24 protein-coding genes are annotated in these 25,154 nt (G+C 62.8%); 6 read left to right on the top strand and 18 right to left on the bottom strand.

The annotated features are described in order from the left end of the window. Positions 1–66: 66 nt before the first annotated feature. Together P9875_RS02430 and P9875_RS02425 are read right to left on the bottom strand one after the other, a co-directional pair. Positions 67–600: an A24 family peptidase gene (locus P9875_RS02430; protein ID WP_035823730.1), complete on the bottom strand. Its 534-nt coding sequence runs from the start codon at positions 598–600 to the stop codon at positions 67–69. A 53-nt stretch (positions 601–653) separates the two neighbouring features. Further along, positions 654–836, bottom strand: a complete 183-nt coding sequence (locus P9875_RS02425; protein ID WP_034752975.1) for a Flp family type IVb pilin — start codon at positions 834–836, stop codon at positions 654–656. Positions 837–1,317: 481 nt separating this feature from the next. Between P9875_RS02425 and P9875_RS02420 the strand changes: the two genes are divergently transcribed. Beyond that, complete coding sequence (locus tag P9875_RS02420) at positions 1,318–2,364, top strand: GGDEF domain-containing protein (RefSeq protein ID WP_278317497.1); 1,047 nt, start codon at positions 1,318–1,320, stop codon at positions 2,362–2,364. Here P9875_RS02420 and P9875_RS02415 read toward each other — a convergent pair. Continuing rightward, entirely contained in the window at positions 2,361–3,587 is a 1,227-nt protein-coding gene (locus P9875_RS02415; protein WP_278317496.1) for an HD-GYP domain-containing protein, read from the bottom strand. The two genes, P9875_RS02420 and P9875_RS02415, sit on opposite strands and share 4 nt — an antisense overlap. A 149-nt stretch (positions 3,588–3,736) precedes the next feature. Here P9875_RS02415 and P9875_RS02410 point away from each other — a divergent pair, with 149 nt between their 5' ends. Next, positions 3,737–4,678 carry a LysR substrate-binding domain-containing protein gene (locus P9875_RS02410; protein ID WP_070258630.1) on the top strand — a complete coding sequence of 314 codons (942 nt, stop codon included), beginning with the start codon at positions 3,737–3,739 and terminating at the stop codon, positions 4,676–4,678. Between the two features lie 194 nt (positions 4,679–4,872). Then, the gene (locus tag P9875_RS02405; RefSeq protein WP_278317495.1) at positions 4,873–8,469 is read left to right on the top strand and encodes an indolepyruvate ferredoxin oxidoreductase family protein; all 3,597 of its coding nucleotides are present in this window, start codon (positions 4,873–4,875) and stop codon (positions 8,467–8,469) included. A 37-nt stretch (positions 8,470–8,506) separates the two neighbouring features. Here the strand turns inward: P9875_RS02405 and P9875_RS02400 are convergent, their stop codons facing one another. After that, positions 8,507–9,517 (bottom strand): substrate-binding domain-containing protein, encoded by a 1,011-nt coding sequence (locus P9875_RS02400; RefSeq protein WP_099401205.1) that lies wholly within the window; start codon positions 9,515–9,517, stop codon positions 8,507–8,509. A 444-nt stretch (positions 9,518–9,961) separates the two neighbouring features. Between P9875_RS02400 and P9875_RS02395 the strand changes: the two genes are divergently transcribed. Continuing rightward, positions 9,962–10,294 carry a hypothetical protein gene (locus P9875_RS02395; protein ID WP_035828508.1) on the top strand — a complete coding sequence of 111 codons (333 nt, stop codon included), beginning with the start codon at positions 9,962–9,964 and terminating at the stop codon, positions 10,292–10,294. A 1-nt stretch (position 10,295) separates the two neighbouring features. Here P9875_RS02395 and P9875_RS02390 read toward each other — a convergent pair whose 3' ends face one another. Then, complete coding sequence (locus P9875_RS02390) at positions 10,296–11,339, bottom strand: MBL fold metallo-hydrolase (RefSeq protein WP_278317494.1); 1,044 nt, start codon at positions 11,337–11,339, stop codon at positions 10,296–10,298. 169 nt (positions 11,340–11,508) lie between these two features. Between P9875_RS02390 and P9875_RS02385 the strand changes: the two genes are divergently transcribed. Further along, entirely contained in the window at positions 11,509–12,132 is a 624-nt protein-coding gene (locus P9875_RS02385) for a TetR/AcrR family transcriptional regulator (protein ID WP_099377823.1), read from the top strand. Here P9875_RS02385 and P9875_RS02380 read toward each other — a convergent pair. Then, positions 12,105–13,211, bottom strand: coding sequence for a WD40/YVTN/BNR-like repeat-containing protein (locus P9875_RS02380; RefSeq protein WP_278317493.1), 1,107 nt, complete (start codon positions 13,209–13,211; stop codon positions 12,105–12,107). The genes P9875_RS02385 and P9875_RS02380 overlap by 28 nt on opposite strands. 4 nt (positions 13,212–13,215) lie before the next feature. After that, complete coding sequence (locus P9875_RS02375) at positions 13,216–13,485, bottom strand: MoaD/ThiS family protein (RefSeq protein ID WP_099377821.1); 270 nt, start codon at positions 13,483–13,485, stop codon at positions 13,216–13,218. A gap of 92 nt (positions 13,486–13,577) precedes the next feature. Here P9875_RS02375 and P9875_RS02370 point away from each other — a divergent pair, with 92 nt between their 5' ends. Further along, complete coding sequence (locus P9875_RS02370) at positions 13,578–13,889, top strand: hypothetical protein (RefSeq protein ID WP_035823702.1); 312 nt, start codon at positions 13,578–13,580, stop codon at positions 13,887–13,889. Between the two features lies 1 nt (position 13,890). On the opposite strand, the gene P9875_RS02365 is transcribed toward P9875_RS02370, so the two are convergent. The 11 genes from P9875_RS02365 to P9875_RS02315 all read right to left on the bottom strand — a co-directional run bounded on the left by P9875_RS02365 (position 13,891) and on the right by P9875_RS02315 (position 25,149). Further along, positions 13,891–14,181, bottom strand: a complete 291-nt coding sequence (locus P9875_RS02365; protein WP_278317492.1) for a 2Fe-2S iron-sulfur cluster-binding protein — start codon at positions 14,179–14,181, stop codon at positions 13,891–13,893. Positions 14,182–14,197: 16 nt separating this feature from the next. Then, entirely contained in the window at positions 14,198–15,346 is a 1,149-nt protein-coding gene (locus P9875_RS02360; protein WP_278317491.1) for a Gfo/Idh/MocA family protein, read from the bottom strand. Between the two features lie 9 nt (positions 15,347–15,355). Then, on the bottom strand, positions 15,356–16,408 hold the full coding sequence (locus P9875_RS02355) for a sugar phosphate isomerase/epimerase family protein (RefSeq protein WP_278317490.1): 1,053 nt from the start codon (positions 16,406–16,408) through the stop codon (positions 15,356–15,358). A gap of 93 nt (positions 16,409–16,501) precedes the next feature. Continuing rightward, complete coding sequence (locus P9875_RS02350) at positions 16,502–17,464, bottom strand: substrate-binding domain-containing protein (protein ID WP_100875187.1); 963 nt, start codon at positions 17,462–17,464, stop codon at positions 16,502–16,504. Between the two features lie 61 nt (positions 17,465–17,525). Then, positions 17,526–18,533: an ABC transporter permease gene (locus P9875_RS02345; protein WP_278317489.1), complete on the bottom strand. Its 1,008-nt coding sequence runs from the start codon at positions 18,531–18,533 to the stop codon at positions 17,526–17,528. Next, complete coding sequence (locus P9875_RS02340) at positions 18,514–20,001, bottom strand: sugar ABC transporter ATP-binding protein (RefSeq protein ID WP_278317488.1); 1,488 nt, start codon at positions 19,999–20,001, stop codon at positions 18,514–18,516. The genes P9875_RS02345 and P9875_RS02340 overlap by 20 nt, the downstream gene beginning before the upstream one ends. Next, on the bottom strand, positions 20,001–21,026 hold the full coding sequence (locus P9875_RS02335; RefSeq protein WP_278317487.1) for a LacI family DNA-binding transcriptional regulator: 1,026 nt from the start codon (positions 21,024–21,026) through the stop codon (positions 20,001–20,003). The genes P9875_RS02340 and P9875_RS02335 overlap by 1 nt, the downstream gene beginning before the upstream one ends. A 125-nt stretch (positions 21,027–21,151) precedes the next feature. Continuing rightward, positions 21,152–21,736: a hypothetical protein gene (locus P9875_RS02330; RefSeq protein WP_099401196.1), complete on the bottom strand. Its 585-nt coding sequence runs from the start codon at positions 21,734–21,736 to the stop codon at positions 21,152–21,154. A 24-nt stretch (positions 21,737–21,760) separates the two neighbouring features. Next, positions 21,761–22,672 (bottom strand): glycerophosphodiester phosphodiesterase, encoded by a 912-nt coding sequence (locus P9875_RS02325; RefSeq protein WP_278317486.1) that lies wholly within the window; start codon positions 22,670–22,672, stop codon positions 21,761–21,763. Next, positions 22,647–24,287 carry a hypothetical protein gene (locus P9875_RS02320; protein ID WP_255206314.1) on the bottom strand — a complete coding sequence of 547 codons (1,641 nt, stop codon included), beginning with the start codon at positions 24,285–24,287 and terminating at the stop codon, positions 22,647–22,649. Before P9875_RS02320 ends, P9875_RS02325 begins: the two co-directional genes overlap by 26 nt. Before the next feature lies 1 nt (position 24,288). Continuing rightward, positions 24,289–25,149: a hypothetical protein gene (locus tag P9875_RS02315; protein ID WP_278317485.1), complete on the bottom strand. Its 861-nt coding sequence runs from the start codon at positions 25,147–25,149 to the stop codon at positions 24,289–24,291. Positions 25,150–25,154: the final 5 nt, after the last annotated feature.

Below are 25,154 nucleotides of genomic sequence, written 5' to 3'. Positions count from 1 at the left end.
CATTGAACAGAATTCATTCTAGCGAGCGGGCATAGCTGCCCATTGATTCAGAGCAATGAATACCAATCAGAAATAATGCCGCCCTTGCACCAGCAGGCAGCCCAGCGCAATGGCCAGTCCGTACGGCATGTTGCCCACGCTGGCGCCGCTGCCCAGTGCGTTAGGCGCCAGGGGAATGCCGGCCATGCGCGCGATCATCGGCCACAGCAGCTGGCGCAGATTGACCAGGCAGGCGCGCCACTTGCCCTGCCAGGTGATCATCAGCACGGCCATCAGGCCGCCCAGGACAAACGTGGCGAAACAGATCTGCAGCACGGGCCAGGGACCGGCAAAGGCGCCCGCCATGGCGATCAGCTTGACGTCGCCGGCGGCCATGCCGCGCAGCACGTACAAGGGTAAAAAGAGGAAAAAGCCCGTCGCCATGCCGCCCAGCCACAGCGGCAGCACGTTTTGCGGCCACAGCCACAGGTGCAAGGCCAGCGCGGCGAGGATGCCGGACAACACCAGCCAATTCGGAATCTTGCGGCGGATCAAATCACTGACGGCGGCCCCCGTCACGAAGCACAGCAACAGCAGGTCGCACAAGGCAGTTGCAGGCATGGCACACCTCCCGAAAAAAACCCGCCACTGGCCGGCCAGCGGCGGGCACCCGCTTAGGGCGTCAACACCAGGTTCGACGAAATGTCGGTGAGGACGGCCAGCAAGTTGGTCTTGATCAGCAAGAAACCGGCCGTGATGGCGGTAGCCATCAACGCCGCAATCAGGCCGTATTCGATTGCCGTAATGCCATCCTCATCCTTGACAAACTGCTGTACTGCCGACAGGAAGGTATGCATGACAAGCTCCCAAAAGTGAATCACAAGTCCCTGGCGCAATCGGGTGTGAAACATTGCCCTTTCCTGCTAATATGTTTCCTGCCGTAAATTTCTGCGCCATTACATTGACTATAAAGCGTCCACGTTTTGGCAAATTGACGCGCCACAAGTTTCCACATGGAAATTATCAAACTCTGGTGAAATGGCGGCTGGCGCAAACAAATGTTGCGATCCGGATTGAAAGCCTTCGTCAGGGCAAGTTTTTTGCAATGCAGTGCATGAATCTCATGTATTTACATGAAATATTGCATACGTTAATTGCCTATTAGGCAAAAAGACATTATCCTGCTTAGCTCTTCTTTGGAAAGGCCTCTCGCCCGGTGGTACAGAGCGTCATGCCACCAAATAAATCTTGGCTTCTTGTAGACGGACGCGAACATGCTCTTGCTTGATGCAATGCTGCTATGACGACACTTGTGTGACTACTTTCCAGAGATCGACAATGGATTCCCTACTGAAACACATGGTGGACATGACCGGGCACCGCGACCACACGATGCTCGACATCTCCGTGATCTCGGCGGTCCAGGAACTCGCTGCCGCGTCGCAGACCCGTGTGCTGGCCCTGACCACCGTGCGTGGCCAGGTGTTCGTGCGGTCGCGGGCCATCATCGTGGCGGGCAGCGTGGCCCGCATGGAAGAGCATATCGACCCTACCCTGCCGGGCGAACCGCTGTCGGACTATCCGGCCCTGGCCGCCTGCATCAAGCGCCATGAAGCAAGCGCCGACACCCTGTGCGCCGACGGCCGCCACCTGCTGTGGCTGCCCATCTGGATCGGCGACCAGGTCACCACCTGCCTGGAAATCACCAACCCCACGCCGTACACGGGCGCCACCATCCAGGTGATCGGCGGCATCGTCAGCGTGTACCGCAATTTCCAGAACCTGCTCGACTACAGCGAACGCGATTCGCTCACCGGCTTGTTGAACCGCAAGACCTTCGACGACCAGCTGGCGAAAATCCTGCAAAGCCGCGGCGAACCGGAAGCGGAGAAGTCGCGTCCCGTCGATGAAGAACGGCGCCACCATACGGACACGGAACGGCAATGGCTGGCCGTGATCGACGTCGATCATTTCAAACTGGTCAACGATAAATTTGGCCACCTGTATGGCGATGAAGTGCTGATCCTGATCGCCAACCAGCTGCAATCGTCGTTCCGCTCGCAAGACCGCATCTTCCGCTTCGGCGGCGAGGAATTCGTCGTGCTGCTGCGCTCGATCACCCTGGAAAATGCGCAGAAAATCATCGACCGCTTCCGCACCAACGTCGAAGCGCACGACTTCCCGCAAGTGGGCAGAGTGACCGTCAGCGTGGGCTTCGTCAGCATCAACGCCTACGAGGCACCCGTCATCATCCTCGGCCGCGCCGACCAGGCCCTGTATTACGCCAAGAGCCATGGCCGCAACCTGGCGTGCCACTATGACGAACTGGTGGCAAAAGGCTTGCTGACAACTATCACCTCGAACGATACGGCAGAATTCTTCTAGGCATCCGCCAGCGATAAAAAACGCATGGGATCGACCTGCCACTTGGCGGCCGACTCATGGCCGACGATCTTGTCGGCGCCGCCGAAACCGAAGCCGCGCGACAGGTCGACCGTTTCCGGCTTGATGTAGGTCTTGCTCTTCGTACTGAAAAATACATTCACCTTCGGCGCCAGCAGATTGCTTTCGTGTGCCTCGACAACGACGGCCAGGCGGCCCGATTCCAGCATCACCATGGTGCCGACCGGATAGATGCCCACGCAGCGCATGAAATCCTGCGCGAACACGGGGTTGAAATGGAATTTGCTCCATTCATAAATCTTGCGCAGGGCTTCGGCGGCGGGAATCCCCTTGTGGTAGCTGCGGTCCGACGTCAGCGCGTCATACACATCGACGATGGCGGCCATCTGCGCCAGTTCGCTGATGGCGTCGCCGGCCAGCTGGTCCGGATAGCCGCTGCCGTCGCGCCGTTCGTGGTGGTGCAAGGCGATGTCGAGGGGAATCGCGCCCAGCTCGGGCGACTGGCGCAGGATGTCGTAGCCGTCGCGCGGATGGCGCTTGATCAGGGCAAATTCTTCCGGCGTCAAGGGACCGGGCTTGTTCAGCACGCTGTCGGGCACCAGGGCCTTGCCCGTGTCGTGCAGCAAGCCACCGAGGCCGGCCTGGTGCGTGGTGGCCGCATCGATGCCGCGCGAGCGGCAAAACGCCACCAGCAGCGCGCATACGCTGACGGAATGCAAAAAGGTGTAGTCATCCTTGCTCTTGATGCGCAACAGGCCGACGAGGGCGCCGGGATTGCGCAGGATCGATTCGGTGATGTCTTGCACCGTGTGCTGTACACGGTCGAGCTCGACCGCCTTGCCCAGGCGCACGTCGGCCATCACCGTGCGCACCAGGCTGGCCGCCTGCCGCCGCACCTGCGTGGCGCGCGCCAGCTCCATGCCCAGCGACACGCGCGTGACCACTTGCGGCGCCGCGGCGATCTGCACCAGTTCGCGTTCCGTCTCGGCGCGCGCCTGCGCCACGGTGTGCGCGTCCTGCACGTCGAGGCCCTTGCCGCTGTCGATCACCACGTCGTGGATGCCGGCCTGCACGATCTTGCGGATCTCATCGTCGCTGCGCAACAAGAAACGGTTGCGCACGAAGGGATGCGTCATCCAGTCGCAGCTGAGGTCATGAATGTACATGCCCACTTTTAATTGAGACGAATCAACTTTCTTAAGCATGCTGTCATCCCACAAATACGCGGCTGGAGCACCGAAGGCGCTAGAATGAGTATAACAAAATTGTTATTCTGCTGGCCGCGTTCGGCGCCGTGGCGCAACACCCGGTTTTTTCCGCTCAACGCACCCTCAACGCACCGCTCTTGGACCCCATGGAACTGCGCCAATTACGCTACTTTGTTGCCATCGTCGACCACGGCTCGCTGTCGCGCGCGGCCCTGATCCTGCACGTGGCGCAGCCGGCCCTGACGCAGCAGTTGCGCCAACTGGAAGAGGAGCTGGGCGTGCAGCTGCTGCATCGCTCGGCCCAGGGCGTGCTCAGCACGGACGCGGGCAAGGTGTTTTACGAACATGCGCAAGCGATCCTGAAACAGGTGGCCGACGCCCGCTCGGCCGTCACGCAAAGCGCCACGCGGCCGTCCGGCAATGTCACCCTGGGCTTACCGCACAGCATTTCCGGCGCCCTGGCCCTGCCCCTGCTGCTGGCCGCGCGCGAACGCTATCCCGAAATCACCCTGCAACTGACGGAAGAAATCACGGGCAACCTCAATGAACAGCTCAAATCGGGCCGCATCAACCTGGCCGTGCTGTTCGACGATGGCCAGCTGACGCCGTTTGCCTGCAGCCCGCTGGTGGAAGAAGAGATGCGTTTCATCTGCCGCAGCGATTCGCCATTCGCGCCCGCCGGCCATGCCGTGTCGTTCCAGCAAGCCCTGAGCGCCACCCTGATCCTGCCGGGCCTGCAGCATGGCGTGCGCCCGCGCATCGACAGCCGCGCGCGCGAACTGGGCCTGGAAACGGCGAACGTGATCGAGATCAACTCGATCGCCATCCTGAAATCGGCCATCCTGGCCGGCATGGGCGCCACCATCCTGCCGGCAGCGCCCCTGCTGGCCGAACTCGACAGCGGCGCCATGCGCAGCTACGCCATCCACAGCCCCGTCCTGTCGCGCACGGTGGCCCTGTGTGCGTCGAAAAACATTCCCCTCACGAATGCAGGCAACGCCGTGAAAAACCTCGTGCTGCAAGTGGCCGCCGAGCTGTGCGGCAGCGGGCGCTGGGTGGGGGCAAACGTGCTCTCGCCCATGGCATAAGTATTTCTTATACCCCCATCGGCAAAGCGTATTTGCCCCCTCCCCTGACTCGTTCTACACTGACCACATTAACTATTTTAAATTTAAAATAGTTATATGCCGCCCACACGCGGCCATCCCGTCTGCACAGCGCGCGCCTTACCGGGCGCGCCCCTTGTACAGCCGTTATCTGAAACACCCTTTTGGAGACAGCCATGTCCGTGACCACGGAAAACGGCTCCGCAGCGTTCGCTAGAAACGCCGGTGCCGCGCCATCTACACCGCTTGAACCTTCCCGTTTGACCACCGTCAGCCTCGACGACAAATACACGGCCACTTCCGGCGCCATCTTCCTGTCCGGCATCCAAGCCCTCGTGCGCCTGCCGATGATGCAGCGCCTGCGCGACCAGGCCGCTGGCCTCAACACGGCCGGCTTCATCTCCGGCTACCGGGGATCGCCCCTGGGCGGCCTCGACGAGAACCTGTGGAAAGCCAAGAAACAGCTGGAAGCGCACCACGTGCAGTTCGTGCCCGGCGTCAACGAAGACCTGGCCGCCACGGCCGTCTGGGGTTCGCAACAGGTCGACCTGATCGGCCCGGCCAAGTACGACGGCGTATTCGCCATGTGGTACGGCAAGGGTCCGGGTGTGGACCGCTGCGGCGATGTTTTCAAGCACATGAACCATGCGGGAACGTCGAAACTGGGCGGCGTGCTGCTGGTGGCCGGCGACGACCATGGCGCGTATTCGTCGACCCTGCCGCACCAGTCCGACCATTTGTTCTCCGCCTCGATGATTCCCGTCCTGTATCCGTGCAATGTGCAGGAATACCTGGATCTGGGCATCCACGGCTGGGCCATGTCGCGCTTTTCCGGCTGCACCGTGGCCTTCAAGGCTCTGGCCGACACGGTCGAATCGTCGGCTTCCATCGATGCCGATCCGTTCCGCGTGGAAGTGAAGATTCCGCAGGATTTCATCATGCCCGAAGGCGGCCTGAACGCGCGCCTGTCGAGCATCCCGCTGGGCCAGCAGGCGCGCAACCAGGAAGCGCTGATGCAGGATTACAAGATCTATGCAGCCCTGGCCTACGCGCGCGAAAACAAGCTCAACCACACCACCATCGACAGCCCGAACGCCAAGCTGGGCATCATCGCGTCCGGCAAATCGTATCTGGACGTGCTCGAAGCGCTGGAAGAGCTGGGCATCGATGAGCAGATGGCGGCCGACGTCGGCATGCGGCTGTTCAAGGTGGCCATGCCGTGGCCTCTGGAGCCGGACAGCGTGCGTGAGTTTGCGCAAGGCCTCGATGAAATTCTTGTCGTCGAAGAAAAACGCCAGATCGTCGAATACCAGTTGAAAGAACAACTCTACAACTGGCGCGACGACGTGCGCCCTAGAGTCATCGGCAAATTCGACGAAAAGGGCGAATGGGTGGCGCCGCGCGGCGAATGGCTGCTGACCTCGAAGGCCGACTTTTCCGTCTCGCAAGTGGCTAGAGTCATCGCCAGCCGCATCGCGCGCCTGATTTCCGACCCCGTCACCTGCGACCTGATCAAGGCTCGACTCAGTTTCCTCGACGCCAAGGATGCGGTATTAAAGAAAGCCGTGAATACGCCGTTCCGCCCCGCCTTTTACTGCTCCGGCTGCCCGCACAACACCTCGACCAAAGTACCCGAGGGCAGCCTGGCGCTGGCCGGCATCGGCTGCCACGTGATGGCCACGTCGATCTACCCGGAAATGAACAAGCTGACCACGCACATGGGCGGCGAAGGCGCGCCGTGGATAGGCCAGGCCGCGTTCTCGGAATTGCCGCACGTGTTCCAGAACCTCGGCGACGGCACCTACTTTCATTCTGGCTACCTGGCCATCCGTGCCGCGCAGGCGGCCAAGGTCAACATTACTTACAAGATTCTCTACAACGACGCCGTCGCCATGACGGGCGGCCAGCCCGTGGACGGCCTCATCACCGTGCCGATGATGGCGCAGCAAGTGGCCGCCGAAGGCATCGCCCGCATCGCGCTGGTCACGGAAGACCTGAGCCGCTACAGCGACCGCAGCAACCTGCCCGCCCACCTGACCTTGCACGACCGCAAGGACATGGATGCCGTGCAGCGCGAACTGCGCGAAGTCCAAGGCGTGTCCGTGCTGATCTACGACCAGACCTGCGCGGCCGAGAAACGCCGGCGCCGCAAGAAAGGCGAGTATCCGGACATTGCCAAGCGCATGGTCATCAACGACGCCGTCTGCGAAGGCTGCGGCGACTGCGGCGTGCAGTCGAACTGCGTGTCGATTCTGCCGAAAGAGACGGAATTTGGCCGCAAGCGCACCATCGACCAATCCTCGTGTAACAAGGATTATTCGTGCGCCAAGGGTTTTTGCCCCAGCTTCGTCACGGTCGAGGGCGGCAGCCTGAAGAAGACCAAGACGGGTGCCAGCAAAGCGGGCGAGACGGACAACTTCGGCCCCCTGCCGGAACCCGTGCTGCCCGCCTGCGACGCGCCGTACAACATCCTCATCAACGGCATCGGCGGCACGGGTGTCATCACCGTCGGCGCCCTGATGGGCATGGCGGCCCACCTGGAAGGCAAGGGTGCATCCGTGCTGGACATGACGGGCATGTCGCAAAAGAACGGTTCCGTCACCTCGCACGTGAAAATCGCCAAGTCGCCCGCGCACATCCGCGCCCAGCGCATCGCCACGGGCGAAGCGGACCTGATTCTGGGCTGCGACATGCTGACGGCCGGCGCGCAGGATGCCGTGTCGAAAATGCGTCCGGGCCGCAGCCTGGCCGTCGTCAACCTGCACGAGCAGCCGCCGGGCACGTTTGCGCAGAATGCCGACTGGCAATATCCGACGGCGGAAGTGCGCCAGCTGATCGAGGAATCCGTCGGCGGCGCGGACGCGGCCGACTTCATCGACGCGACAAAATTAGCCACCGCGCTGATGGGCGACTCGATTGCCGCCAACCTGTTCATGCTCGGCTACGCCTGGCAAAAAGGCCGCATCCCGCTGACGGAAGCGGCCCTGCTGCGCGCCATTGAACTCAATGGCGTGGGCATCGAGTCGAACAAGAAGAGTTTCCTGTGGGGCCGCCGCGCCGCCGTCGACGTGCGCAAGGTCACGCAGATCGCCACGCCATCGCAAGCGATTATCGTGCAAATGCCGCAAAGCCTCGATAGCGTCATCAAGAAGCGCGTGGAATTCCTCACGGCCTACCAGAACGCCGCGTATGCGGATGGTTATGCGACCTTGGTGAAACAGGTGCGCGACCGCGAAAACACCCTGGGACTGGGCCAGAAGCTGTCGACGGCTGTCGCCAAGAGCTATTTCAAGTTGCTGGCCTACAAGGATGAATACGAAGTGGCACGCCTGTACACGGATGGCCGTTTCGTGGAGCAATTGCAGCAGCAGTTCGAAGGTAATTTCTCCGTGAAATTCAACCTGGCGCCACCGCTGTTCGCGAAGAAAGATGCGAAAGGGCATTTGGTAAAAGCGGAGTTCGGTTCCTGGATGTGGCGCGCCTTCAAGCTGCTGGCGAAAGCCAAGGGCTTGCGCGGCGGCACCTTCGACGTCTTCGGTTATACAAACGAGCGCAAGATGGAACGCGCCCTCATCGTCGAATACCGCGAACTGCTGGCCGGCATGCTGGTCAACCTGACGGCGGAGAACCTGGCCACTTGCGTGGAACTGGCATCGCTGCCCGAGAAAATCCGCGGCTTCGGCCACGTCAAGGAAGCGGCCGTCGATACTTACCGCAAGGATAAGGCGAGATTGCTGACCCTGCTGGCCGACGGCAGCAAGCACGCGGCATAAAAAACAACGCAGAGCCTCGGCTCTGCGTTTTTTTTATTCAGTCGGGACAGCGCCCCACCGTCGCCCCCGGCAACAGCACCGGTTGCCAGATTTCCTGCAGCCGTTCCGGCGGCGTGCCGGCCAGCAGCGATTGCAGCATTTCAACCATCTTGGCGCCGGCGCGGCGCAGGTCGGGCTGGTCGATGGTGGTGACGTTGATGCCAATCAAGGTGTCTTCCACATTGCCCCAGACGATGACGGAGATTTCCTTGCCGATCTCGATGCCCGCATCCATCAGCGCGCGCACCACGCCGACGCCGGACAAATGGTTGTCGACGATGACGGCCGTCGGACGGGGCGAGCAGGCCAGCAATTGCTGCATGGCCTGGTAGCCGCTGCGGCGGTCAAAAGTGTTGTCGAGCAGATAGGCGGGATCGACCGGCAAGCCCGCTTGCGCCATGCAGCGGATAAAGCTTTCCTTGCGCTCATACGCAAAATGCAGCGCCAGCGGCGCGCTCAGCAGGGCGATGCGCTGGTGGCCGTGCGCCGCCAGGAAGGACACGGCCAGGTCGATGCCCGTGTCGTTGTCGTAGTCAAAATACGCGTACGGCGCGTCGATGCGCGTGCGGCCATTCGCGACAAAAGGAAAGCCGACTTTCGTCAGGTAAGCGATGCGCTCGTCAACCACCTTGGTGCGCCCCACCACCAGGCCATCGACCTGGCGCCCGCGCACCATGTTTTCATATGACGGCTGTTCATTCTGCGGCGACACGGGAGCGATGATCAAACTCATCTTCGACGCTTCGACGGCGTCGGACATGCCATTGACCACGGAAAGAAAGACGCTGTCGCCCAGGTCGCTGGGAAGCAGGGGATAGATCATGCCCAGCACATTGGTGCGACCGACGGCCAGGCTGCGCGCGAGCGGGTTGGGCCGGTAGCCGACTTTCTTGGCGGCGGCCAGGACGATTTCACGGGTGCGGGAATTGACTTCCGGATAGCCGTTCAACGCCCTGCTGACTGTCGTTTTCGACATGCCGAGGGCAATTGCGAGGCTCTTGAGATTCATGTTAACTACCTGTCTGTATGGCAAAAGAAACCAACTCTGACCGTCAATTATAGCCCAGAGCGCCAAACAGGCCGCGCAGTAACGTGCGCAGACATGGTACAAAAACAACAATACATTGACTATCTAAAAAGCAACGTTTTAAATGTGAGCACTTGTGCCTCTCTATGGCACTGCAGCGCCGATGGCTGATAAACAATGCTCGAAGGCGACAGCATGTGCTCACTTCGACAATCACTGGCTCACCTTTGGCATGCCGTGTCGACAACACAGGGCGCACGCGACAGCATTATCAAGAAAACATATTTACTGGAACTGTGCGAGAATTTGTCCTACTCTTGATTCAGGTAAAGGTTACCGCCAGACATGTTGCGTCTGGCGCCGCACATCTTCCTGGACTCCCCTCTTTTCTGTACACGCCTGGACATACTTTCAAAGGTGAACAATGTGGTCACGCTAACGTCTGTCAACAACTTGCAAGCCTCGCTGGCCACGGCGCAGCGCCGGGTCGAGCAAGGCCAGAACCAGGTACAGCGCGACAGTGAACAGCTGGCGCAAAGCCGCCAGCTGCTGGCGCGGGAACAGGAATCGCTGAGCCAGACGCAGCGCAGCAGCCAGCAAGCCCAGGCCGATGCCCCCACCGCCATCAAGGCGCCGCAGCTGGACCAGGCGATCAAGGTGGCCGTGCCGCAACAAGCCATCCCCGCCGCGCCGAAAAGCACGCCCCAGCTGAACGGCTATGGCCAGACCCTGGGACGCCTGATCGATGTGACGGCGTAAATTACTGGCCCATTTCTTCTTCGAGCATCGCCAGCCACCATTTTTCACCTTTTTTCGGCTGCGCCAGGTCGACCGCCTCGCCCATCTGCGGCGTGGCCAGGTTCACGCCCTGCTTGGCCGCCAGCCCCGTGATGCGGTCAAACGGTTCATGCCAGGCGTGCAGCCCCAGGTCAAAGGTGCCGTTGTGCACGGGCATCAGCCACTTGCCGCGCAAGTCCAGGTGGGCTTGCAAGGTCTGTTCCGGCTGCATGTGCACGTCCGGCCACAGCTTGTCGTAGGCGCCCGTTTCGATCATGGTCATGTCGAACGGGCCGTACTTGTCGCCGATCTGCTTGAAACCGTCGAAATAGCCGGAGTCGCCGCTGAAAAACACGCGTACCTCGGGCGCGTCGATCACCCATGACGCCCACAGGGTTTGATTGCTGTCAAACAAGCCGCGTCCCGAGAAATGCTGCGATGGCGTGGCAACGAGTTTCACGCCGGCAATCGTCGTGCCTTGCCACCAGTCGAATTGCTGTACCTTGTCCTTCGGCACGCCCCATTCGACCAAGGTGTCGCCCACGCCCAGCGGCGCAACAAAATGTCCCGTCTTGGCGGCCAGTTGCAGCACGGCAGCATAGTCGAGGTGGTCGTAATGGTTATGCGACAGGATCACGGCCTTGATCGGCGGCAAGTCGGCGATGCTGATGGGCGGCTGGTGAAAGCGCTTCGGTCCGGCCCACTGCACCGGCGAGGCGCGCTCGGAAAACACGGGATCCGTGAGGAAGAATTCATTGTTCAGTTTCAACAGCAGGGTCGAGTGGCCGAGGCGAAACAGACTGTTATCGGGCGCGGCCAGCAGCTGCGCCCGGCTCAAGGCTTGCACGGGCACGGTAGCGGCCGGCACCGTGCTGTCCGGTTTATCAAAGACAAATGTCCACAGCAGCTTGAGCGTCGCTGCCGTGCCCAGTTTGTACATTTCCACAGGATTGCGGAACTTGCCTTCGTGGCGTTGTGGGGATTCAGCGGGCGCGGCAGGCGCGGCGCGCAGGGTGCAAGAACTCATGATGATCAGGACTCCCAGAAAGAAGAGACGACGTGCGGCTCGGTGCAAGTGCATATGTGGCCCGGCAAGGAATGTACAAGGATTAAATTACACTACACAGTGTAGTTCCTATTTCTGGCAAAGTAAACCAGGAGGTGTAAAATATTGTTTTCAAAGGAGATTTTCAGCCATGGCCGCACCGCAACGCCTCACCGACCGCAAGCGCGTCGCCATCGTCGATGCCGCCATCGCCGAGTTCCGCGACCACGGTTTTGATGCGACCAGCATGGACAGGATCGCCGCCACGGCCGCCGTTTCCAAGCGCACCGTGTACAACCATTTCCCCAGCAAGGACGAGTTGTTCGCGGAAATCCTGCAACGCATGTGGGAAAGCAGCGTGGCCCAGCCCGCCGTGCCCTATGTTGCCGACCAGCCGCTACGGCCGCAGGTGCTGGCCCTGGTCGAGCAGAAAATGGTGTTGCTGTGCGACGCGGCCTTCATCGACCTGGCGCGCGTGATCTTTGGCGAAACCATCCATTCGCCCGAGCGCGCGCAAGCCATGGTTGCGCGCCTGAATGAAAAGGAAACGGGCCTGAATATCTGGATCCGCGCGGCGCAGCAAGACGGGCGCATCAAGGCAGGCGAGACGCTGGAAGTGGCGCACCTCTTGATGTCGCCTTTAAAAACCTTTGCCTTCTGGCCGCAGATCACCATGGGCGAGCCTCTGCTGGGCCCGGCACGCCGGCGCGAAGTGACGGAACTGGCCGTCGATATCTTCCTGTGCTACTACGGCGTGGCAAAACAGACGGCATAAACGGGCGGCAAGTGGGCAGAGATGGTCTGCCAGTGTTCGCCCTCGTCGCCCGAATACCAGGCGCCGCCCGTCGTCGACGCCATCAATAAACTGCGTCCATCATCGGCCAGCGCCAGCCCGTGGCGATAGATGAGGTCGTAGCAATGCTGCTGCGGCAAGCCCGCGCGCAAGACCTTGAAGGTTTTACCGCCATCGCGCGTGCGCGTGACGGCCAGCGCGCCATCGATGGGAATGCGCAGCACGTCCGCCTGCGCCGGCACGAACCAGGCCGTGTCGCCATCGCGCGGATGCACGGCCACGGCAAAGCCGAAATGCGACAGCGGCGCCGTCGTGACTTCCTGCCAGTGCCAGCCGGCATCGTCCGAGCGCCAGATGCCGTTATGGTGCTGGCACCACAGCGCGTCCGGCGTGCCGGTGCTGCGCACGATGCGGTGCGGGTCTTGCACGGCTTCGTTTTCATCGAGCTCGGGCGGCATGTAGTCGGCGCGCATGCCCGTCGCGCTCAGGCTCCAGCTGGCGCCGCCATCGAGCGTTTGCCACACGCCGCCGCAGGACACGCCGACCAGCACCTTCTGGCTGTCGCGCGGGTCGACGCAAATGCTGTGGATACCAGGCACGTCGTAGCCGCCGCCAAACCACTGCGCCCGCTGCGGCACGTTCCACAAGGATTCCACCAGTTGCCAGCTGTCGCCGCGGTCGCTTGAACGGAACAGGCCGCCAGGCAGGGTGCCCGCCCACAGCACGCCGGGCTGGTCCGCGCCGCCCGCCGCCAGCGACCAGATCTGCTGCAAGGCCCAGTCCACGCTATCGGTGCTGTCTTCCGGCTTGGCGGGATAGGCGGGCACGGCGACTTCCTGCCACGCGCTGGCACCCGCGTCGAGGCGGTGCAGCTTGGCGCCGAAATGCCCCAGGTTCAGGGCGACATACAAGGTGCCGTCGCGGCCATCGTGCAGCAGCATGGAAACGGGATCGCCGGCAAACTGCACCAGCGCCAGCTGCCAGGCGCCGGCCGCATCGACATCGAACTGGAACAAGCCCTTGCGGGTGCCGAGATACGCGCGCTGCGGGACTGCTGTCATGGCATCAACCTCCTGAAAGGGCCTGCAAGATATACACCTGGCTGTCGGGCCGCAAGGCATCGTCGAGCACGCGCCGCTCGCGGCAGCGGGCGCCGTCGATGAAGATCACCACATTGGGACGCAAGGCCCCCTGCTCGTCGAGCACATAACCGCGCAGGCGCGGCTGCTGCGCAAACGCGCTATCCAAGGCGGCGCGCAGGCGTGGCGCGACCACCTCGAGCGTGGGGACGTCCAAGAAGCGTGCCAGTTGTTGCGTAAAATGCAGATGCGCCATGCTGCCCTTCGACGTCGTCGGCCTCGACTCATTCTAGTCCGCTTTGCGGCCAATACAATTAAAATAGAGGCAAGCACACAAGGAGGCCAGGCATGACGATTACCCCGGAAGAACTAGCGGTGCTGATGCAGGAAGTGGAAGTGGCCGATCCCATCGATTTTGCCGACTTGCCCTTCGACGAGCAGGAATTGCGCGGGCTGATCGCCAACCACCTGTGCGAGATGGCCGACGCGATGGAAAGTTTCAGCCCGGAAGACCGCAACCTGGCCCTGCTGGCCGTGGCGGCCAAGCTGGTGCTGGAAAACCTCGTGCTACACGTGCAGTTGCTGCGCCGCCACGGCTTGCCAGTCAGCGACAGCGTGGACGCGCTGCTGCAGCGCCTCAAGGGCGGCAAGTCCTCCTGATTCAGGCGCCCGTGCGCACGGCGCGCGCCTGCATGGTGAGGTCGCTTTCGGCCACGGCCACGCAGGGCAGGATGTAGCCGTCGAGCCGTTCATCGGGGCTGATGCCGGGCCAGTCCACCGTGTAGCGCACCTGGCCTGCAGGCATGTGGCAGAGGCAGGTGCGGCAAGTGCCATTGCGGCAGGAACTGAGCAGGCGGATACCGGCCAGCTCAGCGGCGGCTAAGATGGTCGTGCCCGCGTCGGCCGGGAATTGCCAGCCTTGCGGAAGGATGGTGATGGTAAAGGAGCGCATGGCTCCAGTGTAACAGTCAGCTTGCCAGGGTCGTCCAGCTCGCGCCATTGGCATGGCTGCGCAGCACGGCTTCCGCAAAAGCCAGGCCGGCCACGCCGTCGGTGACGGTGGGCAGCCAACTGGCTTCCTTGGGCACGGGCAAGCCCGATTGCAAGGCGCGGATGGCCAGGGCCGCATCCAGGTACAGCTGCGCGAACGCTTCCAGATACCCCTCCGGATGGCCGGCCGGCACGCGCGTGGCGTGGCGCGCGGCGGCGCTGTCGACCCGGCCCGGACGCAGCAGTTGGCGGTTGCCACCCTGCGGCGTACACCACAGCTCATTTGGTTTTTCCTGGTCAAAATCGAGCTGCGCCTTGCTGCCGAACAGGCGCAAGCGCACCGTGTTTTCGCAACCGGTGGCCACCTGGCTGGCCCATAGAGTGCCCTTGGCTCCGTTGGCATAGCGCAGCATTACCTGCACGTGGTCGTCCAGGCTGCGATTCGGAACAAAGGTCGACAGTTCCGCCAGCACGGATTCGGGCGTCAGTCCGCTGACGAATTGCGCCAGGTGGTAGGCGTGCAGTCCCACGTCGAGCAGGGTGCCGCCGGGGCCGGCCTTGTGCGGGTCGTTATGCCAGTTGCCTTCGTTCATGCCGCCCGCCGCGATGGCATCGGCCAGCCAATCCTGCGAATATTCCACTTGTACGAGGCGCAGCTCGCCGATCTCGCCCGCCTCGACCATGGCCCGGGCGTGGCGCAGCAGCGGGTAGCCGCTGTAGGTATGCGTGAGTGCGAAAAGCAAATTTTTCTGCTGGGCCAGCGCCGCCAGCTTTTGCCCTTCCGCCAGGGAAATTCCCAGCGGCTTGTCGCAGATCACGTGGATGCCCGCTTCCAGGAACGCCGTGGCGACGGGCGCATGTAAATGGTTCGGCGTGACGATGGCCACGGCTTCGATGCCGTCAGCGCGCGCGGCCTCCGCCTGCGCCATGGCGCGGTAATCGCAATAGCTGCGCTCGGGCGCCAGGTGCAGCGCGGCGCCGCTGTCGCGCGCCCGCTGCGGATCGGACGACAGGGCGCCCGCCACCAGCTCGTACTGGTCGTCGATGCGCGCCGCGATGCGGTGCACGGCGCCGATGAATGCGCCCTGCCCGCCCCCTACCATGCCCAGCCGTAAGCGTCGCTGCATGTCGTCTCCTTATTTCAAGCCAAGCAAGTGATGGATTTGATCCTGGTCAACCGCACTGCCCGCGAAATCGTCAAATGCGTGTTCAGCCACGTGGATGATGTGATCGCGGATGAAACGTGCGCCCTCTGCAGCGCCATCTTCCGGGTGTTTCAAACAGCATTCCCATTCCAGCACGGCCCAGCCGGGAAAGTCGTACTGCGCCATCTTCGAGAAAATCGCCTTGAAATCGATCTGCCCGTCGCCCAGCGAGCGGAAGCGCCCGGCGCGGTCTTGCCAGTCGCCGTAGCCGCCATACACGCCGTGGCGCCCGTTCGGCCGGAATTCCGCATCTTTCACATGAAAGGCCTTGATGCGCGTGTGATAAATGTCGATGAAGGCCAGATAATCGAGCTGCTGCAGCACGAAGTGGCTGGGGTCGTACAAGATGGACGCGCGCGGGTGGTCGTTGACGGCGGCCAGGAAGCGCTCGAAGGTCACGCCGTCGTGCAAATCCTCGCCCGGATGCAATTCATAGCAAAGGTCGACGCCAGCCGCGTCGAACGCGTCGAGGATGGGCAGCCAGCGTTTGGCCAATTCCGCGAAGGCCGTTTCCACCAGGCCGGCCGGGCGCTGCGGCCATGGATACAGATACGGCCAGGCCAGCGCGCCGGAAAACGTCACGTGCGCCTTGAGGCCCAAGCGCTGCGAGGCGGTGGCCGCCCACAGCAGTTGCTGCGTGGCCCAGGCCGTACGGGCAAGCGGATCGCCACGCACGTGCTCGGGTGCAAAACCGTCGAACAGGGCGTCGTAGGCGGGATGCACGGCGATCAGCTGGCCCTGCAAATGCGTCGACAATTCCGTCACCTGCAAGCCGTGGCGCGCCAGCAAGGCTGTCACATCGTCGCAGTACTGCTGGCTGCTGGCCGCCTGCTCCAGGTCAAACAGACGCGGCGCCGTCGGCAGCTGCAAGCCCTTGTAACCCAGGCCGGCCGCCCATTGCGCCAAGTGCTCGAGCGAGTCGAACGGCGGCTCGTCGCCGAGAAACTGGGCCAGGAAAATGGCCGGGCCCTGGATGGTTTTCATGTCAATGTCCTGTTAGATAAAGCCGGGGTCAGACCCTCAATGCCGCTAACGCACAGGTCATTGCTAGCGGGCGAGGGGGTCTGACCCCAGAATTTAAAAAGGCGAGTTCGGAAAGTAAAACTGCTTGGCGTTCTCGCGCGTGATCAGCACCGAGGGGATGATCGTATTGGCCGGCAATTTATCACCTTTCAGGCGCGCTTCCGTCGTCAGTTTGATGGCGTCGTACATGAATTTCGGCGAGTACGATACGTCGGCCACGATCAGCGGGTCGGAACCGTCCATGATCTTTTTCACCGCGCCCTTCGCGCCGGCGCCGCCGAACACTTGCTTGATGTCCGTACGCTTGGCTTGCGCGATGGCTTTTTGCACGCCGATGGCCATGTCGTCATCGGCGGCCCAGACGGCGTCGATGTGCTTGAAGCGGGTCAGGTAATCCTGCATGACCTTGAAGGCATCGTCGCGGTTCCAGTTGCCATATTTGGCGTCGAGCACCTTGATCTCGGGATGGTCTTTCATCACGGCACTGAATGCATCGTAGCGTTCGTTGTCGAGGGTGGTCGGCATGCCGCGCAGTACGACGATATTGCCCTTGCCATTCAGGCTTTTCGCCAGATACTCGGCCGGCAGCTTGCCAAAGGCCGTGTTGTCGCCCGCGATGTAGGCATCCTGCGACTGCGTGTTCGTCAAGCCACGGTCAACCACCGTCACATACACGCCCTTGTTTTTCACTTGCGAGACGGGCTGCGTCAGCGAGGCCGACTCGATGGGGAAGATCACCAGGGTGTTGATCTTGTTCACCGTCAACATGTCCTGCAACTGATTGGCCTGCTCGGGCGCCGTGGCGGCCGTCTTGACGATGATTTTCAGCCCCGGATGGGCCTTTTCCAGTTCCGCCTTGGCCTGGTTCGCCCACCAGACGATGCCGGAAGTAAAGCTGTGCGTGGCCGTGGGAATCGCCACGCCGACCACCAATTTCTCCGCCGCCTGCGCCGGCCCCATCGCCCACGCCTGCATCACCAGCACTGCCATCCCTGCTACCCGTCTAAAGCTCTTCATGCTGCTCTCCTCCAAGGTTGTGGGCGCCCGTTGGCTGCCCTTTCAGAACGCCGCTGTATTTTTATTTGCGGCCTCGCTGCAGGAAGGCGACGGCGATGATCACCACGCCTTGCACTGCGGCATTCAGGTAGACACTGATGATGCTGGTCAAATTCAGGATATTGCTGATCACGGACAAGAGGATGGCGCCGATCACGGTGCCGACGATGCGCCCCTCTCCCCCCTTCAGCGCCGTGCCGCCGACGACGACGGCGGCGATGGCTTCGAGTTCCCACAGCAAGCCCGTCGTCGGCGTGGCCGAGCCCAGGCGCGGCACGTACAGCACCGTGGCGATCCCCACGCAGACGCCCAGCAGCATGTAGGTGGCAATTTTCACCTTGTCGACATTGATGGCCGCATAGCGCGCCACTTGCTCGTTGGAACCAATCGCCTGCACGTGGCGGCCAAAGGTCGTGCGGTTGAGGATGATGGCGCCGGCCGCAGCGACGAATAAAAAGATCCAGATCGGTATCGGAGCGCCCAGCACGCTCGTGTAATACACGGGGCTGTACAGCTCGGACAGGGTCGCATCCAGGGTCAGCGCGCCGCCATCGGCCAGGTACGTCAATACGGCGCGGAAGATGCCAAGCGTGCCCAGGGTGACGATGAACGGTTCGATATTGCCCTTGCTGATCAACAAGCCATGCATCAGGCCAAAGCCGGCGCCCAGGACCAGGGCCATGGCGATGCCCAGCACCAGCATGGTGATCGGCGCCAGGTCGCCGCCCGCCCCTTGCGCCAGCGCATTCATGAAATAAATCATGCAGCCGGCGATCAGGGCCGCCATCGAGCCAACGGACAGATCAATGCCGCCGGAAATGATCACGAAGGTCATGCCGACGGCGATGATGCCGATGAACGCCGTGCGCGTGAGCACGTTCATCAGGTTGTCCAGGGTGGCGAAGTCGCCGTTGAGCAAGGTGCCCGCGATGCACAGAGATAAAAGGCCCAGCACGGGGCCAAAGCCCTTGATGCGCGCGCCGAATCGAGCAATAGGGGATACGGTGGTGTCAGTGCGTGCCGGTTGCATGGGCAATCAACTCCTCTTCAGTCAGGTGGTCAGCAGACAGGGTGGCTTGCAAGGTGCCGGCGCGCATCACGGCGACCCGGTGGCACAGGCCGATCAATTCGATCAGTTCGGATGAAATCACGATCACGGCGCGCCCTTCGGCGGCCAGGCGGTGTATCAGGAAATATATGTCGCGCTTGGCGCCCACGTCCACGCCACGGCTCGGCTCGTCGAGCACGACGACGCGCGGGTCCGAATGCAGGTATTTCGCCAGCGCCAGCTTTTGCTGGTTGCCGCCGGACAGCATGCGCGCGCGGCTGTCGAGGTCGCCTGTGCGGATATTGAAATCCGCGACGGCCTTGGCCAGCGCCTGTTTCTCTCCATCAACATCCAGCCACGGCCGCGCATAGTGCTCCATCGTCATCATGGTGAGGTTTTCGCGCAAGCCCAGGTTCACATGCAGACCTTTTCCCTTGCGGTCTTCGCTCAGGTAGGTCATGCCGTGCTGCATGGCTTGCTTGGGGGTACGAATATCCACGGGCTGGCCATTGAGACGGATCACACCCGCGCTGCGCGGACGCAAGCCCAGCAAGGCCTCGAACGATTCCGTGCGCCCCGCGCCCACCAGGCCCGCAAAGCCCAGCACTTCGCCAGCGCGCACCTCGAACGACAGGTCCCTGGACCAGCCCGGCACGCACAAGCCATCGACTTTCAGGAGTACGGGCGCGTCCGGCGCCAGCGCCACCTTGACCGGAAACATGTCCGACAATTCGCGCCCCACCATCAGGTTCGCCATCTGCTGGCGCGTGAGGCTGGCCGTCGGCTCGCGCGTGACGAAGCGCCCGTCGCGCATGACGATGACCTCGTCCGTGTTGCGCTCGACTTCATCGAGCTTGTGCGAGATATACAAAATCGTCACGCCGTCCGCTTTCAGCTGCGCCATCACGGCAAACAAACGCTGGGTTTCCGACGACGTCAGGGTGGCGGTCGGCTCGTCCATGATCAGGAAGCGGGCGCGGCGCGACAGGGCCTTGGCGATTTCCACAAGTTGCTTTTCAGCCACGATCAGGTCGCGGATTTTCGTGTCAGGCGACACGTCCAGCCCCACCTGTTTCAGGTAGCGCGACGCTTCTTCCTTCATGGCGCTCTCGTCGAGCAGCCAGCCGCGCGTCTTTTCGTGGCCAAGGAACATGTTTTGCGCCACCGTCAGGTGCTCGGCCAGGTTGAATTCCTGGTGGATCAGCACGATGCCGGCCGATTCCGCGGCGCGCGAACTGTCAAAGTGCTGGGGCTGGCCATCGATCAGTAGCTGGCCTTCGCTGACGGCTTCGTAGCCGGCGAGGATTTTCATCAAGGTCGACTTGCCGGCGCCATTTTCGCCGAGCAAGCCATACACGCGCCCGGGCGACAAGGTAAAACTGACGCCATGCAAGACGCGCACGGGGCCGAAATCCTTGCACACCCCTTCGAAACCGACGGCTACGCTCACTATGCACTCCCTCGCAGAATTAATTGGTGTTGCAGCAGCACGCCCGGCACTTGGGCAGCCGGGTCCGCCAGGCGTTGCAGCAATAATCGCGCCGCCGTCTCGCCCAGTTCGCGCATCGGCTGGGCAATCGTGGTCAGGCCCGGATCGATCTGCGCGGCGATGGCGATATCGTCGAAGCCGATAACGGCCACGTCCTCGGGCACGCGCTTGTTCAGCTGGCGCAGCGCACTCAGCACGCCAATGGCCAGGGTGTCGGAGACGGCAAAGATGGCCGTCGGGGCGTCGGGCTGCGCCATCATCCGCAACGTGGCGGCCGTGCCCGCTTCGTAATCGAGGCTTTGCACCGTGTGCACCCACTGCGGCTGCACGGGCAGGCCGGCCGCCGCCAGGGTGTCCAGATAGCCTTGCTGGCGTTGCCGCGCATACAGATAGCGTTCATCAGAATTGATCAGGCCGATGCGCGTGTGGCCGCGCGCCAGCAGATGCGCGACGGCGTCGGAGGCGGCCCGGTGATTATCGATGCCGACATAGGGCACGGCCACGGCGGGGTCGAATTCGCAGCACGCCACCCACGGCAGGCTGACGGATTCATGCGACAAGGCATGTTGCACCGTGTCCGGGTCGAGGCAGATGGCGCCATCGGCGCGGTGCATGCGCAGCAAGTCGAAGTAGGAACGCTCGCGGCCCGCGTCGGCGCCCGTGTCGCACAGCAGCACGAAGTAGCCGTGTTCGCGCGCCACCGTATCGATGCCGCGCACGATCTGCGCATAGAACGGGTTGCCCACGTCGGGCACCATGGTCAGCAGCATGCGGCTCTCGGCCGTGCGCAGGCTGCGCGCCAGATGGTTCATGCGGTAGCCGAGCGCGGCGACAGACGCCAGCACCTTGTCGCGCGTGGGCGCCCGCACTCCCGCCTGCTCGTTCATCACGCGCGAGACGGTGGCCACCGACACGCCCGCATGCGCGGCAACGGCGCTGATGGAGACGGTTTCTGTCGGCAAAGGGGATGGGACGGCTGCTGGCATGGCGCTTTTCATATAAATGTAATCGATTACATTTATAAGCCAGTCGCGCGCCCGATGCAAACATTATCGATGCTGCGGCGCGCAAAAAATGGGCAAAAAGCGGCCCTGCGCGGACCGTCGGTAAGCTATTTCTGGGGCTGCAAGGCGCTCTGCTGCACGGCAAAACCGGCGCGCACGGCGGACAGGGCCGCCACCCACAGGATCAGGCCGGCACCGAGGCAGCCGACGGGATGGATGGGGCCATGGCGCAGGGTCAGCGGATAGCCGATGGCCCACACGCACAGCGCCATGCCGATGGCCAGGTGGCGGCGCGCCTTGAACAGCCAGGCCAGCGGAAAGAAATGCAAGCCCACGATCAAGATGACGGCAGGAATGAACCACGCCTGCAGCCCCAGGTTTTTCAGGACGTTGCCGACGATGAAGATGGCGATCCATTGCCCGGCGTTCACAATATTGAACAGCCGGCCCACGCGTTTGGCCTGTGGCGATTGTTCCGCCGCCGCATGCGCGGCCCGGTGGCGGCGAAACTGGCGCCACGCCAGCATGAACAGCAAGACGGTGATTGCGGCAACCGGCAGCAACCTCAAGGGATGCGCGCCATACGTCTGCACGCACCAGGCGGCCACCCACAGGCCGCCAAACAGGGAAAAGAACATGGCGCCAATGGCGCTGCCGGCAAGGTTGGCGGGGGTCGATGGTGGCATGGTCATGGCGTGGTCTCTCGGTGAAAGCGCTTACTTCATCATCGCGCAAAACGTTTCGGGATTGCCGTCAAGGATGACGCCGCTGGGCAGGCGGTGGCTGCGCTGCTGCGCGCGCAACAGCGAGGCGGCCAGGGCCGAGTCGCCATCGACGGCATACACGAAGACGGGCATGTTCAGGCTGGCGGCGTCGCCCAGCAAATTCGGATTGGCGTCCAGGCTGCGCGCGTCGACGTGCACGCCCGTGGGCATGCCGATCTGCTGCTGCACGCGCTGCAACCATGGCTTGTCCAGCTTGGGCGGACGGGCATTTTTTGCGATATAGCGGCTGATCCGGTTGGCGCCAGCCGCCTGCGCATTGCGCGCGTCAAACACCAGCAGGCCCAGGTAACCCTGCGGATCGGCGCGGCGCGCGCACGCGAGGTTGTTCGGCACGCCCGACGTCAGGAACCAGTTGCCGTGCTTGATGTTCGCGCGCAACTGCCCCACCAGGGTGGCGATCGGTGCGCACGAGGACACGACATCCTTGATTTCCGCGTTCAGGGTTTTACTCGGGAAAGCCGTCGCCAGATCGGCGACGTCGGTAACAAACGGCGGCGTTTCCGGCGTGGCCACGCCGCGGTTCTTCATGCTGGCGGCGCGCCAGTCGTCGGCCGTCAGTTGTTTCACGGTGCGGGGCGATCCCGTGTCGACGACTCTGCCCGTCAGCAGGTCGTGGTGCACCACCCAGCTGCCGTCGCCGAGCAGCTGCAAATCCGTCTCGACGCCGTCCCAGGTGCCGAAATACGTGTTGCGCAGCGCGCTCAGCGAGTTTTCCGGCGCATTGCCGGCACCACGGTGGGCATGCACCTTCATGCCCAGGCAATCGGCCTGGACGGCCGTGCTGGCCATGGAAAGCAGCAAGGCCAGTGCGGCCGCCTTATTTTTGTCCCGGATGATAGCCATAGTGAATTCCCTGCAAAACGTGGATACGGATCGCTTCGTTGACGGGGTAGCTGTAGCCCTGCCCCACCGCCACGACGTGCGTGATATTGGCCAGCAAGCCCTTGCCGGCGATTTGCCAGCGCGTGCTGTCATCGGCTGCCTGGCGGTTCCAGTCCAGCATCTGGCGGAATAGCTCGCTCTTCGTGACATTATTGTCCGAGAGGGTAAAGATACCCCAGGTTCCCAGGAAGGCGCCAGCCAGCACGCCCGTGGCGATCCAGGCGGAACGGCGGCTCAGCTGGCCATCGGCGCCCGCCTGCTCGCCGCGGCGTGCCGCCAGCACCAGCAAGCCCACCGTGGCGATCAGGTACAGCAGTTTCGAAAAGTGGCCGATGGCGCCCAAGAGCGAGAAGAACAGGGCGACGGGCGGTACGATGGCCGCGCGCGCCGCTTCCTTGCCCTCTTCAAAGTACTTGCCGCCCACCTCGAAGTCGTTGCGGCTGGCGCGGTATTCCACCAGTTTTTCCGCCGTCTGGCGCGCGGCGAACTGGTCGAACAGACGGCTGAACTCGGCCGGACTCGCATACGCATCCTGCACCACGGCGCCCTTGGGCAAACGCAAGCCCTTGCTCGCTTCGCTGCCATCGCCGCCGTCCGGCCCGTCGCGCAGCACGGCCTGGATGCCGGGGCGCGCGACGAAGGCGGCGAAGGACAAGCCAGGCGGAATGCGGTCGCCCTTGATATGCAAGCCCTTGCTGGCCGCTTCCGACGCATAGCGGCGCTTGACGGCGGCGCGGAAGCTCAACTGATCGGCCGGATGCCAGTTGGCCGACACGGGCACTTTCTTGCGCACATTGTTGACGACGGCCGCCTTGCGCCGCGCCGGCACGGAATGCGGCTGCCAGCCGTGGCGCGACAGGCTTTGCCGGTAATCGTTCCACGCCGTTTCCTGCTGCTGGCGCAAGCCTGCATCGTCGTCGGGAATCATGCCCGAATACAGTTTCCACTTGTCGTGCACTTCGCCAATCGCCTTCTGATACTTGTCATAGTAACCGGCCGCGCCGCCGGCGATCTTGCGGACATTAAAATTGATCAACTGCTCCTTGGCCGGCTCCATGCGCTCATCGAGGTGGCCCACCGAGACGGCCAGGAAGGGAAACAGCGCGAGGAAAGCCTTGCCCTCGGGCTTGGCAAACAGGGTGGCGTCATCGACCAGGCCCTGCAATTGCAGGCTGCCGCCGACCAGCGAGCGCTGCATCAATGTCGTGTTGAAGGCCAGGCGGCGAAATTGCGCATCGCGCGTTTCGACCAGCACCGTGACCGTGGTCTTCAAAATGCCGAACACGACCGCCGCCGTGGCGACGCAGCAAAAGAGGATCTTTTTCCAGCTGGGGCCGCTGCCATTGTTCTTCAGGCGGCGGCGCCACATCAGTTGCAGCACCACCAGCGCGGCGGCGATGCCCGACAGGCTGCGGCCATAGAACTCCACGCCTTCCACATCCTGCGGCTTGACGTCACCGCCCACCACGTCGAGCAAACGGGCATTGAAGCCCAGCTCGAAGCACAAATACATGATCGTCAGGACGATCAGGATCAAGGTCTGCCGGATCTGCAGACTGCGCAAACTCGCGGCCATCTTATTTCCTCAAATCGATGACGACGGGCTTGATCTCTTCGGCCTGGAAGATCATCGGCGCCGCCGGGGCCGCCGCTGCGGCACGCGGCGCGGGCAGGCTGATGGCGGCGGGCGTTGCCGCCCTGGCTGCTGGCTCCTGGCGGCGCGCCCTGGCGCTGGCGCGGCTACCCGTTTTCGGCGCAGCGGCAGGCGCCGGAGCGGCCGCCGGCGGCGCCGGGATCACGCGGCCGCTGTCGTTGCCAGCCGGCATAGTGGCGATGGCAGGACCCGTGCCGCGCAAGGCATCGTCGGCAAACGGCTGGGCGCGCGTATCGACGCCGGGCGGCACGGCCACGCTGGCGTTGAGCAGGCGGTTGTCCGTGTAGATCATGCGCGACAGGCGGTTGTAGTTGGGGAAGTCGATATTGAGTGATTTTCCATCGGCCGCCACGTCCACGCGGGGGCGGTCCTTGCAATTGCCGACCGTCCACTGCAGCACGTCCGTGCCCTGGAAAGCCAGCACTTCATAGCGGTAGGCGCAGCCGCGCTCCTGCGTTTCCACGATCACCACCGTGCGTTCGCCCACGTTTTCCACCCGCGCCACGCGGGCCGTGATGGCGTTGGCCAGCGGCACGACGCGGAAGGCCTGCGACAGCTTGATCGAATACTTGCCCTGTGGATCCTTGCGCAAAGTACCCTCCGTGCCGTCGCGCAGGCGGAAGGTGGAAATCGGCGTGCCGAACAGCTCGGCCGTATCCAGGCCCATCAACACGCCGCCACGGCCGTTCGGCGTCATGGCGCAGCCCGTCAACAGGACACCGGCGGCCACGCCGGCGATCAATTTGCGCCAGTGCGCGGATGCAAAATTCTTATACGTTGCCATGCTTG

The sequence above is a fragment of the Janthinobacterium rivuli genome, assembly GCF_029690045.1.
GTDB classification, from domain to species: domain Bacteria; phylum Pseudomonadota; class Gammaproteobacteria; order Burkholderiales; family Burkholderiaceae_D; genus Janthinobacterium; species Janthinobacterium rivuli.
Note: the sequence above shows the minus strand (reverse complement) of the source record. Positions and strands in the feature narration are given on the sequence as shown.

Excerpts from the sequence above, each read along its gene's own strand:
- P9875_RS02425 (WP_034752975.1), bottom strand. The coding sequence starts at position 836 with ATGCATACCTTCCTGTCGGCAGTACAGCAGTTTGTCAAGGATGAGGAT.
- P9875_RS02390 (WP_278317494.1), bottom strand. The coding sequence starts at position 11,339 with ATGAGTTCTTGCACCCTGCGCGCCGCGCCTGCCGCGCCCGCTGAATCC.
- P9875_RS02345 (WP_278317489.1), bottom strand. The coding sequence starts at position 18,533 with ATGCAACCGGCACGCACTGACACCACCGTATCCCCTATTGCTCGATTC.
- P9875_RS02330 (WP_099401196.1), bottom strand. The coding sequence starts at position 21,736 with ATGACCATGCCACCATCGACCCCCGCCAACCTTGCCGGCAGCGCCATT.
- P9875_RS02370 (WP_035823702.1), top strand. The coding sequence starts at position 13,578 with ATGACGATTACCCCGGAAGAACTAGCGGTGCTGATGCAGGAAGTGGAA.
- P9875_RS02355 (WP_278317490.1), bottom strand. The coding sequence starts at position 16,408 with ATGAAAACCATCCAGGGCCCGGCCATTTTCCTGGCCCAGTTTCTCGGC.
- P9875_RS02420 (WP_278317497.1), top strand. The coding sequence starts at position 1,318 with ATGGATTCCCTACTGAAACACATGGTGGACATGACCGGGCACCGCGAC.
- P9875_RS02335 (WP_278317487.1), bottom strand. The coding sequence starts at position 21,026 with ATGCCAGCAGCCGTCCCATCCCCTTTGCCGACAGAAACCGTCTCCATC.
- P9875_RS02415 (WP_278317496.1), bottom strand. The coding sequence starts at position 3,587 with ATGCTTAAGAAAGTTGATTCGTCTCAATTAAAAGTGGGCATGTACATT.
- P9875_RS02325 (WP_278317486.1), bottom strand. The coding sequence starts at position 22,672 with ATGGCTATCATCCGGGACAAAAATAAGGCGGCCGCACTGGCCTTGCTG.
- P9875_RS02365 (WP_278317492.1), bottom strand. The coding sequence starts at position 14,181 with ATGCGCTCCTTTACCATCACCATCCTTCCGCAAGGCTGGCAATTCCCG.
- P9875_RS02430 (WP_035823730.1), bottom strand. The coding sequence starts at position 600 with ATGCCTGCAACTGCCTTGTGCGACCTGCTGTTGCTGTGCTTCGTGACG.
- P9875_RS02315 (WP_278317485.1), bottom strand. The coding sequence starts at position 25,149 with ATGGCAACGTATAAGAATTTTGCATCCGCGCACTGGCGCAAATTGATC.
- P9875_RS02375 (WP_099377821.1), bottom strand. The coding sequence starts at position 13,485 with ATGGCGCATCTGCATTTTACGCAACAACTGGCACGCTTCTTGGACGTC.
- P9875_RS02380 (WP_278317493.1), bottom strand. The coding sequence starts at position 13,211 with ATGACAGCAGTCCCGCAGCGCGCGTATCTCGGCACCCGCAAGGGCTTG.
- P9875_RS02405 (WP_278317495.1), top strand. The coding sequence starts at position 4,873 with ATGTCCGTGACCACGGAAAACGGCTCCGCAGCGTTCGCTAGAAACGCC.
- P9875_RS02350 (WP_100875187.1), bottom strand. The coding sequence starts at position 17,464 with ATGAAGAGCTTTAGACGGGTAGCAGGGATGGCAGTGCTGGTGATGCAG.
- P9875_RS02385 (WP_099377823.1), top strand. The coding sequence starts at position 11,509 with ATGGCCGCACCGCAACGCCTCACCGACCGCAAGCGCGTCGCCATCGTC.
- P9875_RS02400 (WP_099401205.1), bottom strand. The coding sequence starts at position 9,517 with ATGAATCTCAAGAGCCTCGCAATTGCCCTCGGCATGTCGAAAACGACA.
- P9875_RS02360 (WP_278317491.1), bottom strand. The coding sequence starts at position 15,346 with ATGCAGCGACGCTTACGGCTGGGCATGGTAGGGGGCGGGCAGGGCGCA.
- P9875_RS02410 (WP_070258630.1), top strand. The coding sequence starts at position 3,737 with ATGGAACTGCGCCAATTACGCTACTTTGTTGCCATCGTCGACCACGGC.
- P9875_RS02320 (WP_255206314.1), bottom strand. The coding sequence starts at position 24,287 with ATGGCCGCGAGTTTGCGCAGTCTGCAGATCCGGCAGACCTTGATCCTG.